Raw genomic sequence first — 13,474 nt, 5'->3', positions numbered from 1 at the left:
TCATCTTTGTACGAACCATCACGGTATCATTATGAAAAAAGTAATCGTTTTTTTTAACTCAGAACCGGCAGTTGTTGTATCCGTAATGAAGGGAATTACTTCGATAATGCGTGAGTTTCCCAATGGGGAAAAAGCACACCTGTCCGTGATGTCAGCAGGATTTCCATCTCTGACAGGAGACCATAAAATAGTTTATGTTGCCTCTGATCGCGATGTCAGTTCCGAAGAGATTCTCGAGGCAGCATCGAAGCTTTTGAAGTGACATCTGATTGTTTCTTTACCGACCGAGATAGTAGTCCAGTGGTTTGCAGATTTTTTGCGCTTTTCTTGTATGAAGATTGGACTGCAACCTCTTGATTATTGAGTCTTTCCATTCTATCTTTTAAACATGTCAGCGCTGTTATAAGTGCTCCACGGGGAATGTTACATACTTGGCGTTGATACGTTAGAGATCAAGAGAGGTAAATAATGAACGTCGAAGAGTTAAAAACAAAAACTGAAGCGGATATTTCTGAATTCATTACAAAAAAAATTGTTGAACTCAAAAAAAAGACAGGAAAAGAAGTTTCCGACATCCAGTTTACTGCTCGTGAAAAAATGACTGGGCTTGAAAGCTATGATATTAAAATTACATTGATCTAATCGTTAAAAACCCAGCTTGAATGAAAAGCATTATCTTAAAAGGTAATGCTTTTTTATTGCTGTCAAAAAATTTGGATGTTGTCAAAACCTTCATTTTTAATCATAGAGACAAGTCCTGACTTTTTAATGGGGCCTGTCCGATGCCAGCCCGCGCTATCGGGCTACTGCTGGCTCAGGGCAGGGAATGCACTTGTCGGAAATTTCGTGGTCAGTGTGTATCACATTGAGGGGAGTGGGATGACGTAGTAGCCTGCGAATGGGTTAATTATCATTTCGGTCGGGATTGTTAGATAACCCAACTCCTACTTTTACCGCAGCAAACAACATAATGCACAGAGCGGTAATGACGGTAAATACCAATGAAAGGCTGGTAATCATAAATTTTCTTCATTTCAGATGGATTTGATTATTAGACTAAGGCATAAAGGAAAAGTTCAAGGTAAATATCATAATATTTTCCGGAAAAAATATCGAAGCGGGTGATTGTATACCAGAGCGGGCTGCAGGGAGCCGTATCCAAGAGTGGCGGATCAACGGTCTCAACGGCCCCTGTGGCTGCAAATATCTATCTTGGCAAACGTCGTCATCTACCCTGTGATATCCCCCTTTTGGATAAAAAATAGGAAGATAAATTAAATGGTTAAATTTTATCCAAACGTGGTACAGTGAATCTCATTCATCGAAAGGGTAATCATCATGTCTCTCATCGATTACGCAATGAAGTACCTCGGTGGCGTATCGACGACTACTGTCATCTGCCCGGCCTGCGGCTTACGTTCATCCCAATCTATTTCTAAAATTCGCCTTAAGCAGACAATGCTGTGCCCTGGCTGTAAAACACTGTTTGTTTCACCACGATAACCCTGACACTTAGTTGCACCTAAACCCGGTGTTCTATACTTAAGTCAAATCCCGGCAGCTGTTAAATCCCTGATGCCTTACGCCCATCCTGAGAGAACGTTTCTGAACTGATTTCGCAACTGCTCCTGCATGCTAACTCTGCATCAGAGCAATGCTATGAAAATGAACCCCAGGGCGTGGTTTAACCGCTCCCATATTCCGATGAATGCTACCGAAAGCGTAACGTTTTCGGCGAACGATCCTGCCGGTGAAAGCACTCTGCAGTCAGAACTCTTTTCGACCGCCCAGATGGAACGCTACGGTCAGAAGCTCGCACGGACCCATAAATTATCGCCGGATAAACATCCTTATTATCTTCTAAAAAGACTCGGCGAGAATGAGGCCATCATTACCCAAAGCTGTTATGAGCTTAACGCGGGTAAAAAGACCAGCATCATGCCTGCCGGGGAGTGGTTGCTGGACAATTATTATCTGATTGAGGAACAAATCCGCACTGTCCGCCAGCACTTGCCGAAAAGCTTTGGTAAAGGTCTCCCGTCGCTGATGTCGCCGCTGAATTGCCCACGAATTTACAATATTGCATCAGAGGCCATTGCTCACGGTGACGGGCGCTGGGATGCTGCCAGCCTGACCAGCTATCTCACCGCCTATCAACAGGTGACCCCGCTGACATTAGGTGAAGTCTGGGCGTTACCGGGAATGCTGCGCCTGGCGCTGATTGAAAATCTTCGTCGTATCAGTATCGAAGTGATCAAAGCGCAGCAGGACAGAACGCTGGCTGATATGTGGATAACAAAGATTTTCGGATGTGCAGAGAATGCCCCTGGCGATTTAATCATGGTGGTTGCCGATATGGCACGCTCCCGACCTACGTTAACCAGTGCGTTTGTCGCAGAGCTGGTGCGGCGCCTGCAGGGGCATGGCAATGCGCTGTCGTTACCTCTGACCTGGGTTGATCAGTGCCTTCGGGAACAGGGGATCACCACCGACGTTCTCATACATAATTTCAATCAACAGCTTGCCGCCAGCCAGCTATCTGTCAGTAACAGTATCGCGGGTCTGCGATTACTGAGTGAAACGGATTGGGCTGATTTCGCCGAAACGATAAGTGTCGTCGAACAGGCATTACGCAATGATCCTGCCGGTATCTATCCTCGGATGCACTTCAATACCCGGGATCATTACCGGCACGTTGTTGAGGTCCTGGCCAGAGACAGTGGTCTCAGCGAGCCTGAAGTTGCTGACAGGGTGCTGACGCTTTCAGGAAACAGTGCTCCGGATACACTGGAACATCATGTTGGTTATTATCTCGCAGGCGAAGGTCGGCAGGCGCTGGAAATTCATCTGTTAGCAGACACCTCAAGGCTCATGCGCTTGCGGCACAGTTTCAACAGAATAACCCTGCTGTCATGGCTTGGAAGCCTGGCGTTGTTGACAACCGCAATGACCGCGGCAATTTTGCACGAAACAGCCATGCAGGGCGCAGACTGGCTGTTAATCGCGGTGATATTCCCTCTGATTATCGCTGTAACTCAGTTGATGAGCGATTTACTCAGTGACGCCACCACCCGTTTTCGCGTTCCTCGCCCCTTGCCGCGGATGGATTTCTCAACCGGCATTCCCCCTGACAGCGCCACCCTGTTAGTCATCCCCTGCATGCTGACCAGCCACGCAAGTTTCAGCCAACTCCTCACCAGTCTTGAAGTCTGCTGGCTGGGGAATGAAAACGAAAATCTCAGGTTTGCGCTGCTCACTGATTTCGCTGATTCTGCAAATGAACCCTCGCCGGAAAGCCAGATGCTGCTCAGACAGGCGATCGCCGATACGCAGGCGCTGAATCGCCGCTATCCCTCCAGCCGCCCACGTTTTTACCTGCTACACCGCCAGCCTGAATGGAACCCCGCGGAAGGAACGTGGATGGGCTATGAACGCAAGCGGGGAAAACTGGCGTTACTGAACAGCTGGTTGCGCCATCCGGGGACACAATTCGTCAGCGTTGCAGACATGCCTGCTAACCTTTTACCGGGCCAAATTAAATACGTCATTACCCTGGACAGTGATACGGTGCTGCCGCGCGATACGGCGCACAAACTGGTCGCGACGATGGCGCATCCGCTGAATACGCCAGAGTATGATCCGGTACGCCAGAGGGTTATCAAAGGATTTGGCATTTTACAACCCGGCCTTGCGGAGGAGATACCACGCAACGGTCAGGGACGTTACGCCGCCATGCGCAGCAGCATACCGGGCAATAATCCCTATTCGATGATGTCTTCGGATATCTATCAGGATCTTTTTGGGGAAGGATCGTTCGTGGGCAAAGGGATTTACGATGTTGACATTTTTATGCAGGCCACGGCCAACACCTGCCCGGAAAACCTGGTTCTCAGCCATGATCTACTCGAAGGATGCTATGCACGTTCGGGTCTGCTCAGTGAGGTGTTACTCTATGAACAGTACCCGAATAATTATCTGTCGGATGTTGCACGCCGTTCACGCTGGATCCGGGGTGACTGGCAACTGCTTAACTGGCTGAAACCACGTGTCAGAAGAGCCGATGGAACCCGGACCAGGAATCCGCTGACCGCGCTTTCTTACTGGAAATTACTCGATAATCTGCGTCGCAGTCTGGTCGCCCCCTCATTACTGGTATTGCTGTTCTTCACCCTGCTTGGGGTACCTAATCCGGTTTACTGGCTGGGCGTACTGTCGCTGATATGGCTGTTGCCAACCATCCTCTGCATCACCCATGACCTGCTGCATAAACCTCTGCGTCGCCGCCTGAAGCCGCATCTGTTACTGGTAGGGGCGGGCGCGCTGAAGCGTTTGTCAGGTATCGGCCTTAATTTTGCGATACTGCCGCATGAAGCCGGATATTCGCTAAAAGCGATCGCCGTGACGTTATGGCGATTGGGGATCAGTAGGCGTCACCTCAGCCAGTGGGTCAGCCACAGCCAGGACAGCAATCAGGCCGGACCCACTGTCGCGCGTTTTTATCAGGCGATGTGGCTGAATGTTGCATGTGGTGTGATGCTGATAATACTGACCGGACAATTTGCTCCGCAACTGCTGGGGATTGCGTTGCCGATCGGTTTGTTATGGTGTGTGGCACCGCTGCTGATGAGCTGGCTGAGTCGTCAGCCTGCGCGTAAGGTGTTTTCGCCCAATCCGGAACAAAAACAGCTGTTGCGCCAGACAAGCCGTGAAATCTGGGCGTTTTTTGAAACCTTTGCCACAGAAAAAGAGAACTGGCTTCCGCCTGATAATTACCAGGAAATACCGCAGCCGACGGTGGCCCATCGAACTTCTCCTACCAATATTGGCCTTTCCCTCATGGCTAACCTGACGGCATGGGACTTTGGCTACCTGCCCGGCGGGGAAGTGCTCCGGCGCGTGTCGCTCACGCTCGACACAATGGATAAAATGGAGCACTACCGAGGCCATCTCTACAACTGGTATGACACTCGTACGCTGGCCCCCCTCAGCCCACGCTATATCTCAAGCGTTGACAGCGGCAACATGGCAGGGCATTTGTTGACACTGCGTGCAGGGCTGTCAGCCATGCGTCATCAGCCAGTTTTAAACCGCCAACAGATACTGGCAGGGCTGAACGATACGCTGGATATTCTGGAAAAACAGTGGGGTCAGAACCCGCCTGACAGCTTGCGGTTGCTGCGAAAACACTGCCTGAGCGCGGTGTCGCTCTCTCCGCAGACATTTTTCAGCGAGCTGAAAAATATGCGCACCCAGTGCAATCACCTGAACACGTTATGCCATCAGGGATCTCCTCTTCAGATGCGTTGGGCAGGACATCTGGAGCATCAACTGGTTCAGCTTTGCCATGAGTGGTCGCTACTGCTTGGCTGGTTACCTGCATCCTGGAACGAACAGACGCTGCCGACTTTGTGCGAGCTTGCCCGCGCAACATTTACTGGTGTAGGAACCCCCCCGGCGTCAGCGACGGAGCAGGCCCGGATGCGACTCAATATTATCACTGAACTTGAACAACGGCTGGATGAGCATGCCCGGATGGATTTCGCCTTTCTGTACAGCGAAGCAACCAGTCTGCTCAGTGTTGGCTATAACTGTGACACGAATATGCCTGACAAGAGCCACTACGATCTTCTGCCGTCTGAAATCCGCCTGACCAGCTTTCTTGCCATTGCCACTAATCAACTGCCTCTTAAAAGCTGGTACGCGCTTGGGCGACTGTTCACCACCATTGACAATGAAACCGCCCTGATGTCATGGAGCGGGTCAATGTTTGAATACCTGATGCCGAATCTGGTAATGCCCACCTGGCCAGGCAGCCTGCTCGATGAAATGAGTCAGTCGGCGGTAATGCGCCAGATTCATTGGGGGAAAGAACGCGGAGTACCGTGGGGCGTTTCAGAGTCTGGTTATCATGCTTTTGATGTTCAGCATAATTATCAATATCAGGCATTTGGTGTGCCGGGTCTCGGCCTGCGCAGGGGGCTTGCCGATGACATGGTAGTCGCCCCTTACGCCACACTGCTGGCGTTGATGGTCTCCCCACAGAAAGCCTGTGAGAACCTGTTCAGGCTGCAAAAAAATGGCGCACATGGTGAATACGGTTTTTATGAAGCGCTGGACTATACTCCCTCACGCCTCGCAACCGGTCAGCTCTATGCGGTGGTTCAGTCCTGGATGACGCATCACCAGGGCATGGCGTTTCAGGCGCTGGCTCATGTGCTACTTGACGCCCCGATGACTGAACGCTTCATGTCCAGTACGGTCTTCCGCTCAGCGAGCCTGCTGTTACAGGAACGCGTGCCGGATGCAGTTGATCTGTACAGTCCGCGCCGTCATTTTGAATCTCATGAGGGCAGGGTCAAACCCGTTCGCTATGAACCCCGTATTTTCTATGGCGTGGACACGCCGGCCCCGGATATTCAACTGCTGTCCAACAACCATTATCATCTGATGTTGACCACGGGCGGCGGCGGCTATAGTCGCTGGAATAATATTGCGCTTACGCGCTGGCGCAGTGATACCACCCGCGATAACTGGGGAGCATTTTGCTATATCCGCGATATACAGACGGGGAATGTGTCGAGCAATACATGGCAACCGACAGCCCACACCAGCGGGCATGACGAGGAAGTGATATTCACCGATGCGAGTGCTGAATTCAGACGCTCTTTCGATGGGCTCAGCGTCAAAACTCAGGTTGTGATCTCCCCGGAGGATGATATTGAGTTGCGACGGCTCACACTGATTCATCGTGGTCGCCAGCCCCGCTCTCTGGAACTGACAACCTATGCCGAAGTAGTACTGGCGCCTGAAGCCAGCGATCTGGCACACCCGGCATTTAGCAATCTGTTTATTCAGACGGAACTGGATCCTGAGCGTGACGCTATTCTTTGCCACCGGCGCCCGCGTTCTCCGGGTGAAGCGAGTCCCTGCCTGTTTCACATGATGGTGGTGCATGGCGATAACCGTCATAACGTTTCGTTTGAAACAGACAGGGCAAAATTTCTTGGTCGTGGCAGAAACCCTGCGGATGCCCAGGCAATAAAGGCAGGCGGGGCGCTCAGCAACACGTCGGGGTCAGTGCTGGATCCGATCCTGGCAATACGCCACACCATCACTCTGCAGCCGGGGCAGCCGGTCACGATTGATATCATTTATGGCATCAGCGAGACCCGCCAGCAGAGCCTGGCGTTGCTGGAAAAATACCGCGATTACCCTATCGCTGATCGCGTCTTTGAACTGGCCTGGTCTCACAGTCTGGTGGTGTTACGCCAGATGAACGCCAGTGAAGATGATGCCACTTTGTTTAATCGTCTTGCCAGCGCGGTGCTTTACCCTGTCCAGGAGCTGCGCGCCGAAGGCCAGGCGATCAGCCGCAACCGGCGTGGTCAGTCCGGTCTGTGGGGCTGGGCAATTTCAGGCGATCTGCCGATAGTGCTTCTCAGTATTACCAGCGAGGAAAGTATTGCCTCAGTGACCACACTGATTCAGGCGCACCGTTACTGGAGACAGAAAGGGCTGGATGTTGATTTGGTTATCCTGAATAACAGTCCCGGCGGCTACCAGCAGGGCTTACAAAATCAGATTATGGACTTAATTTATGCCGGGTCTGAAGCCAGTCTGCTGGACAAAACGGGCGGTATTTTTGTTCGTAATGGCGAGCATCTCTCTGCTGAGGATAAGTTGCTTTTGATGAGCGTGGCCTGTCTTTATCTTGATGACCGCACAGGCAGTATCAATGAGCAGCTTAATCAGCGTACTCACACCCTTAAACCTCAGGCCAGAGCACTCATTCCACGAGCTGTGCGCGAGCGTAATCAACATACGGACTGGAGCCCCGATATCAGTCAGTTATGCCATTTCAATGGGTACGGTGGATTTTCTCAGGATGGTCGGGAATATCAGATTGTCCTGCGCGAAGATGCGCAGACACCGGCTCCCTGGTCAAACGTACTGGCAAATGCCCGTTTTGGCACTGTGATTTCAGAGGCGGGACAGGCCTACTCCTGGTACGAGAATGCACATGAATACCGGTTGACACCGTGGGAGAACGATCCGGTGAGCGATCGCAGCGGCGAGGCGTTTTATCTGCGCGATGAAGAGAGTGGTGAGTGTTGGTCACCGACGGCTTTACCTGTTCGCGGACATGGTGATTACCTGACCCGCCATGGTTTTGGTTACAGCGTGTTTGCCCATCGAGAGAGTGGTATAGACAGCGAGCTGACGGTTCTGGTTGCCGAAGAGGCGCCGGTTAAATTGGCGCTCCTGACGCTCAGTAACTCTTCGGGTCGGACACGCAAACTTTCCGTCACCGGCTATGTGGAGTGGACGCTCGGAGGAACACGAACTCGCTCAGCCCCTCACATTGTGACTCATGCGGCCAGACCGCCTGGCGGCTGCGGAGTGCTGGCGAACAATTTTTATGGTGATAACGGTAGCGGTCGTACTGCCTTTTTTGCCGTCAGCGGTAATGACTGTTCGTTGACCGGGGACCGCCGGGAGTTTATCGGTCGTAATGGTTCTCTGCACGCCCCGTCGGTCATGAAGCTACGCAGGCTTTCAGGTAAAACGGGCGCCGGTCTGGATCCCTGCGGGGCAGTACAATCGGCGGTTACCTTAATTGATGGGGATCAGAGGACGTTTATTTTTATCCTCGGCGCAGAGGAGAATCATATTCGAGCTCAGGAGACGCTTGCCCGTTATCTGAATGAGGAGACGGTCCGCGAGGAGCTGAACCGGGTTCACAACCACTGGCACAATGTGCTCGATAAAATCGTGGTTAACACCCCCGACACATCGGTAAATTTACTGGTGAATGGCTGGTTATTGTACCAGACGGTAGCCTGTCGCCTGATGGCTCGCAGCGGTTACTACCAGTCCGGCGGCGCATTTGGTTTTCGCGATCAACTGCAGGATACGCTGGCGCTGAGTCATGCTGATCCGAACCGGATGAGAGAACAGATAATCCTGTGTGCATCACGGCAATTTATTGAGGGTGATGTACAGCACTGGTGGCACCCGCCACACGGCAACGGGGTGCGCACGCGCTGTTCCGATGACTATCTGTGGCTTCCGCTTGCCGTTTGCCACTATGTTGAAACGACGGGGGATATGGATGTACTGGAAACACGTATTCCTTATCTGGAGGGACGTCCGCTTCAGCCTGGTGAAGAGTCTGCCTATGATACGCCGGTGATCAGCGGTACCGAAGAGACTCTCTGGTTACACTGCGTCAAAGCCATTAAGTATGGACAACAGTTCGGGGAGCATGGTCTGCCGCTGATGGGGGCGGGTGACTGGAATGACGGCATGAACCGGGTGGGGATCGACGGCAAGGGTGAAAGCGTCTGGCTGGGCTTCTTTCTGTTCGACATTTTGCAGCGGTTTGCGGCGCTGGCTGATCGCAGGCTGGATGAAAGTGTCGCCTCAATGTGCCGTTCACAGGCTGTGCGCTTGCAAAGTAATCTCGAAGCCCACGCCTGGGATGGGGAATGGTACCGGCGTGGATATTTTGACGATGGTACTCCCCTGGGGTCGAAAGCCTCACAGGACTGCCGGATTGATGCGATTGCCCAGAGCTGGTCAGTATTGTCCGGGGCCGCTAGCCCGGGACGGTGCGCAAAGGCCATGCAGGCGCTGGACAAACACCTTGTGGATAGCGAGGGGGGACTGATAAAACTATTAACGCCGCCTTTCGATGGGCACGGTCCAAATCCGGGTTACATACAGGGCTACCTGCCTGGTGTGCGGGAAAACGGAGGGCAGTATACACATGGCGCTATCTGGGCTGTGATGGCATTTGCCCGAATGGGGAATGCCGAACGTGCCTGGCAACTCTGGTCCATGCTCAGCCCGATAAATCATACTCTGAATGCGAACTCAGTCGGGATTTATAAAGCCGAGCCTTATGTCATGAGCGCTGATGTCTACAGCGTAGCTCCCCATATCGGACGTGCCGGATGGAGCTGGTATACCGGTTCATCAGGCTGGGCCTGGCGTTTACTTACCGAGGAATTACTGGGGATAAAACGTTCCGGTGCTGACCTTACGGTTCATGCCCGGTTGCCGGATGGGTGGCCGTCTTTTTCTATGACTTATCAATATGGCGAAAGCCATTATCAGATTAGTGTCTCACGCGGCGATGGAGAATATCGCGTTACACTGGATGGTGTTCTCCTCCCTGATGACAGAATACCGCTGCGGGATGATGGACAAAACCATACGGTTGAGATTATTCAGAACTGACACTGAGTCCGGACGCGCATTAACGTCTGCCGTTAATGCGCTGATTATCCCTGAGAACCTCAATTGCTGTCTGCATGGCGATTTTGTCATCTCGTTTTTTTTGCTTGTCCTGCATGACCTGAAGGTATTCCAGCAAAGTTCGGGTATTAATAGGTCGGCCCTGTTTGCCCACTGCCAGCACGGCTTCGCCAAGAATAATTTTCACTGGTGGCAACTGGGCCGGGTACCAGTCAAGGGTGTCTTCTGATTTCATGATAAATTTCTCACGGAAGGGTATTATATCATAAATCAGACGTTTAATTTTCAATATCTGATATCCTGATTTAATCATAAATTAACATAACTTAAGCCAGTTATTTTTATATTAAGGCGTATAATAATTACTGTGTTCCTCAGAGAATTATTTATGTCTTATACAAAAGGACTCAGGCACTTTAAAGAAAGACCGGTGCATGTTGCCTGCCCGGTATGCGCATACAGAGCCGATCAGAAAACAGGTAAACTAAGAAAAGATGCGGTTCTGGAGTGCCCTGCCTGCGGGCTGTTGTTCAGACCATCAGAATGCTGGTGTATCGGCGGCTGATCGGCTTCTGCTACCTAACGTGAGTGATGTTGGGAAATGACAATATTGCTCCTGTACTGTAGTTTGAGAGGATATGATGATGAAATCTAAAAAATCTATTTTTATTGAAGGACATATCCTTTCGAACAGCTGTCATGGGCAGGTTGGCCAATCTTTCTGTATCCACAGGGCCAGGTTTAATAATGGTAAATATGCGATTATCCGGGAAGCATCCGGAATATGTTTCAAGCCTGGCGAAATTATTCAACGAAACGATTGCGAGTGGTTTTATAACCTTACCAAAATTCGCCTTCTCTCATTTGAGTACCTTGAAGATGATGAATCCAGAAGACAATTTCTTGAATATCGATAATAAATTCATGCGTATCATGACGGCATAATATTGCGGGTTTACAATTCCTTTCTGATTTTACAAATCTTATCCCCGTTCGTGACCTGGCATGCAGTTTACTTGAGGGTAAACTGCATGCCATGATCATTTTAACTTATTGAGTAATAGCGGTTAACTATCAATGTCGCTAACCTTCTTGTTCAGCAAGCGGGAGGCGCGCCAGTAGATCAGCAGCATCAGACCCATGACGATGGTCAGCGTAATGCTGGTGGCAGCACCGAACGGCCAATCGCGGATGTTCAGGAACTGAACTTTAATCACGTTGCCAATCAGCAGGTTTTTCGCCCCGCCCATTAAATCGGAAACGTAAAACAGCCCCATTGCGGGCAGCATAACCAGCAGGCATCCGGCGATAATTCCCGGCATCGTTAACGGAATAATGATGCGGGTGAAGGTCTGAAGTTTACTGGCGCCCAAATCGCGCGCGGCTTCCAGTAGCGGTTTATCGAGCTTTTCAATGCTGGAATAGAGCGGCATCACCATAAACGGCAGCAGGATGTACACCAGGCCGATAATCACCGCGCTGGGGGTAAACATGATGCGAATGGGGGTATCGATCACGCCGAGCCACAACAGAAATTCGTTGAGGTAGCCCTTGGTACTGAGGAATATTTTGAGTCCGTAGATGCGAATAAGCGAGTTGGTCCAGAACGGAACAATCAGCAGGAACAGCAGCAATGGACGCACTTTTTCCGGCAGTTTCACCAAAAACCAGGCAAACGGATAGCCGAGCACCAGACAGGCGAGCGTGGCAATCAGCGCCATATTGAGGGAGTGAACCAGTACCTCAAAATAGAGCGGATCGAGCAGGCGTGTATAGTTTTCCAGCGTAAAGACCATTTTGACGAAATTGGCATCGTCGCGGGTCAAAAAGCTGGTGCCGATGATCATCAGGTTGGGCAGAAAGACAAATAACACAAGCCAACCGACAATGGTGACGATCACCACACTCTGGAATTTACTTGTGTTCTTCATCAGCCAGTACGACCTCCCAGCTTTCTACCCAGTTAATCGCCATTTTCTGGTCGAGAGAGTGGTCAAAGTCAGGATCGTCTTCGTTGAAGAATTCACTGACCATCACCATCTTGCCATTTTCCAGTTCCACAACCGACTCCAGCGTCATGCCCTTGTAGTTGCGTTCACGCACGTAGCCGATCAGTCCTTCGATATGATTGTCGTCGTTGATTTCATCAACGCGCAGATCTTCAGGGCGTAACAGGACGTGCAGCTTCTGCCCGGGAATCACCGCGAAGTTGACATAAATATTGCACTCGCGACCTTCAACGTTAGCACGAACGCGCTGTTCGTCCAGACGTTCTATCACCGTCGCGTTAAACATATTGATCTCACCGATAAACCCGGCGACAAACAGATTTTTCGGCTCTTCGTAGATTTCGCGCGGCGTACCGTCCTGCTCAATCTTGCCATCGCGCATCACCACGATACGGTCTGACATGGTCAGCGCCTCTTCCTGATCGTGAGTGACAAAGACAAAGGTGATACCAAGCTTACGTTGCAGCGCTTTCAGTTCGTTCTGCATCTGCTTGCGTAGTTTGTAGTCCAGCGCAGAGAGAGATTCGTCTAACAGGAGTAAACGGGGTTTATTGACCACCGCTCGGGCAATCGCTACGCGCTGCTGCTGTCCACCGGAGAGTTGATGCGGTTTTCGCTGGGCGAACTCTTCCAACTGCACCATGCGCAGAGCTTCGGTAACGCGGGGAGGAATGTCGGCTGCGGGCGTTTTTTGCATGCGTAAGCCAAAGGCCACATTCTCAAAAACGGTCATGTGGGGAAATAACGCATAGCTTTGGAAGACGGTGTTCACGTAGCGGTTTTCCGCAGGAACGTGAGTGATGTCCTGGTTGTCCAACATGATATGACCGGAATCAACCGTTTCCAGACCGGCAATCAGGCGAAGAACGGTTGTTTTACCGCAGCCAGAGGGGCCAAGCAGCGTGAGAAACTCGCCATTATTGATGGTCAAATCCAGGCTGGAAATCACCTCTTTGCCATCGAAACTTTTGCGAATTCCCGCTAATTGCACCAGTGGAGAAAGCGAACGCGGTTGTTTATTCAATTTTTTACTCTGTCCCATGTAAACGCAACGGATGGCTGACCGCTGCGGGGTTCGTGGTTAACCACCTTGATGACTCTTAATGAGGGCCGTTATTCTACGGCAAACCATGGTAATCGCCAATCCTTGTTGCGAATTACTGACTTAGCCCTATAGTCAGAGGGGATGTCAGGGCGAAATATTC

General features: G+C 51.2%; 9 protein-coding genes. 5 read left to right on the top strand and 4 right to left on the bottom strand.

What is annotated here, in order from left to right:
• The first annotated feature begins 31 nt into the window (after positions 1-31).
• Together OGV93_RS21615 and OGV93_RS21610 are read left to right on the top strand one after the other, a co-directional pair.
• Positions 32-262: a hypothetical protein gene (locus OGV93_RS21615; protein ID WP_019076503.1), complete on the top strand. Its 231-nt coding sequence runs from the start codon at positions 32-34 to the stop codon at positions 260-262.
• A gap of 206 nt (positions 263-468) precedes the next feature.
• Entirely contained in the window at positions 469-642 is a 174-nt protein-coding gene (locus OGV93_RS21610; protein WP_016152691.1) for a GnsA/GnsB family addiction module toxin, read from the top strand.
• 261 nt (positions 643-903) lie between these two features.
• Here OGV93_RS21610 and OGV93_RS23880 read toward each other — a convergent pair whose 3' ends face one another.
• Positions 904-1,020, bottom strand: coding sequence for a YnaM/YnfT family protein (locus OGV93_RS23880; RefSeq protein WP_350185928.1), 117 nt, complete (start codon positions 1,018-1,020; stop codon positions 904-906).
• 318 nt (positions 1,021-1,338) lie between these two features.
• Here OGV93_RS23880 and OGV93_RS21605 point away from each other — a divergent pair, with 318 nt between their 5' ends.
• Positions 1,339-1,503, top strand: coding sequence for a YnfU family zinc-binding protein (locus tag OGV93_RS21605; protein ID WP_175299807.1), 165 nt, complete (start codon positions 1,339-1,341; stop codon positions 1,501-1,503).
• Between the two features lie 156 nt (positions 1,504-1,659).
• Positions 1,660-10,242 carry a GH36-type glycosyl hydrolase domain-containing protein gene (locus tag OGV93_RS21600; protein ID WP_287110125.1) on the top strand — a complete coding sequence of 2,861 codons (8,583 nt, stop codon included), beginning with the start codon at positions 1,660-1,662 and terminating at the stop codon, positions 10,240-10,242.
• Positions 10,243-10,261: 19 nt separating this feature from the next.
• Here OGV93_RS21600 and OGV93_RS21595 read toward each other — a convergent pair whose 3' ends face one another.
• On the bottom strand, positions 10,262-10,495 hold the full coding sequence (locus tag OGV93_RS21595) for a YnaE/YdfK family cold shock protein (protein WP_029139493.1): 234 nt from the start codon (positions 10,493-10,495) through the stop codon (positions 10,262-10,264).
• A 153-nt stretch (positions 10,496-10,648) separates the two neighbouring features.
• Between OGV93_RS21595 and OGV93_RS21590 the strand changes: the two genes are divergently transcribed.
• Positions 10,649-10,825: a YnfU family zinc-binding protein gene (locus tag OGV93_RS21590; protein WP_287110123.1), complete on the top strand. Its 177-nt coding sequence runs from the start codon at positions 10,649-10,651 to the stop codon at positions 10,823-10,825.
• 502 nt (positions 10,826-11,327) lie between these two features.
• Here OGV93_RS21590 and potB read toward each other — a convergent pair.
• Together potB and potA are read right to left on the bottom strand one after the other, a co-directional pair.
• Entirely contained in the window at positions 11,328-12,191 is an 864-nt protein-coding gene (gene potB / locus OGV93_RS21585) for a spermidine/putrescine ABC transporter permease PotB (RefSeq protein ID WP_016150058.1), read from the bottom strand.
• A complete protein-coding gene (gene potA, locus OGV93_RS21580; protein WP_016152695.1) occupies positions 12,175-13,311 on the bottom strand; it encodes a spermidine/putrescine ABC transporter ATP-binding protein PotA in 1,137 nt (378 codons plus the stop codon). The genes potB and potA overlap by 17 nt, the downstream gene beginning before the upstream one ends.
• Positions 13,312-13,474: the final 163 nt, after the last annotated feature.

Source organism: Citrobacter sp. Cb031 (assembly GCF_030336725.1).
In the GTDB taxonomy this organism is placed as follows: Bacteria; Pseudomonadota; Gammaproteobacteria; order Enterobacterales; family Enterobacteriaceae; genus Citrobacter; species Citrobacter braakii.
Note: the sequence above shows the minus strand (reverse complement) of the source record. Positions and strands in the feature narration are given on the sequence as shown.

What these genes read in the sequence shown, in the direction of transcription:
- OGV93_RS21615 (WP_019076503.1), top strand. Translation starts at nt 32, where the DNA reads ATGAAAAAAGTAATCGTTTTTTTTAACTCAGAACCGGCAGTTGTTGTA.
- OGV93_RS21610 (WP_016152691.1), top strand. Translation starts at nt 469, where the DNA reads ATGAACGTCGAAGAGTTAAAAACAAAAACTGAAGCGGATATTTCTGAA.
- OGV93_RS23880 (WP_350185928.1), bottom strand. Translation starts at nt 1,020, where the DNA reads ATGATTACCAGCCTTTCATTGGTATTTACCGTCATTACCGCTCTGTGC.
- OGV93_RS21605 (WP_175299807.1), top strand. Translation starts at nt 1,339, where the DNA reads ATGTCTCTCATCGATTACGCAATGAAGTACCTCGGTGGCGTATCGACG.
- OGV93_RS21600 (WP_287110125.1), top strand. Translation starts at nt 1,660, where the DNA reads ATGAAAATGAACCCCAGGGCGTGGTTTAACCGCTCCCATATTCCGATG.
- OGV93_RS21595 (WP_029139493.1), bottom strand. Translation starts at nt 10,495, where the DNA reads ATGAAATCAGAAGACACCCTTGACTGGTACCCGGCCCAGTTGCCACCA.
- OGV93_RS21590 (WP_287110123.1), top strand. Translation starts at nt 10,649, where the DNA reads ATGTCTTATACAAAAGGACTCAGGCACTTTAAAGAAAGACCGGTGCAT.
- potB (WP_016150058.1), bottom strand. Translation starts at nt 12,191, where the DNA reads ATGAAGAACACAAGTAAATTCCAGAGTGTGGTGATCGTCACCATTGTC.
- potA (WP_016152695.1), bottom strand. Translation starts at nt 13,311, where the DNA reads ATGGGACAGAGTAAAAAATTGAATAAACAACCGCGTTCGCTTTCTCCA.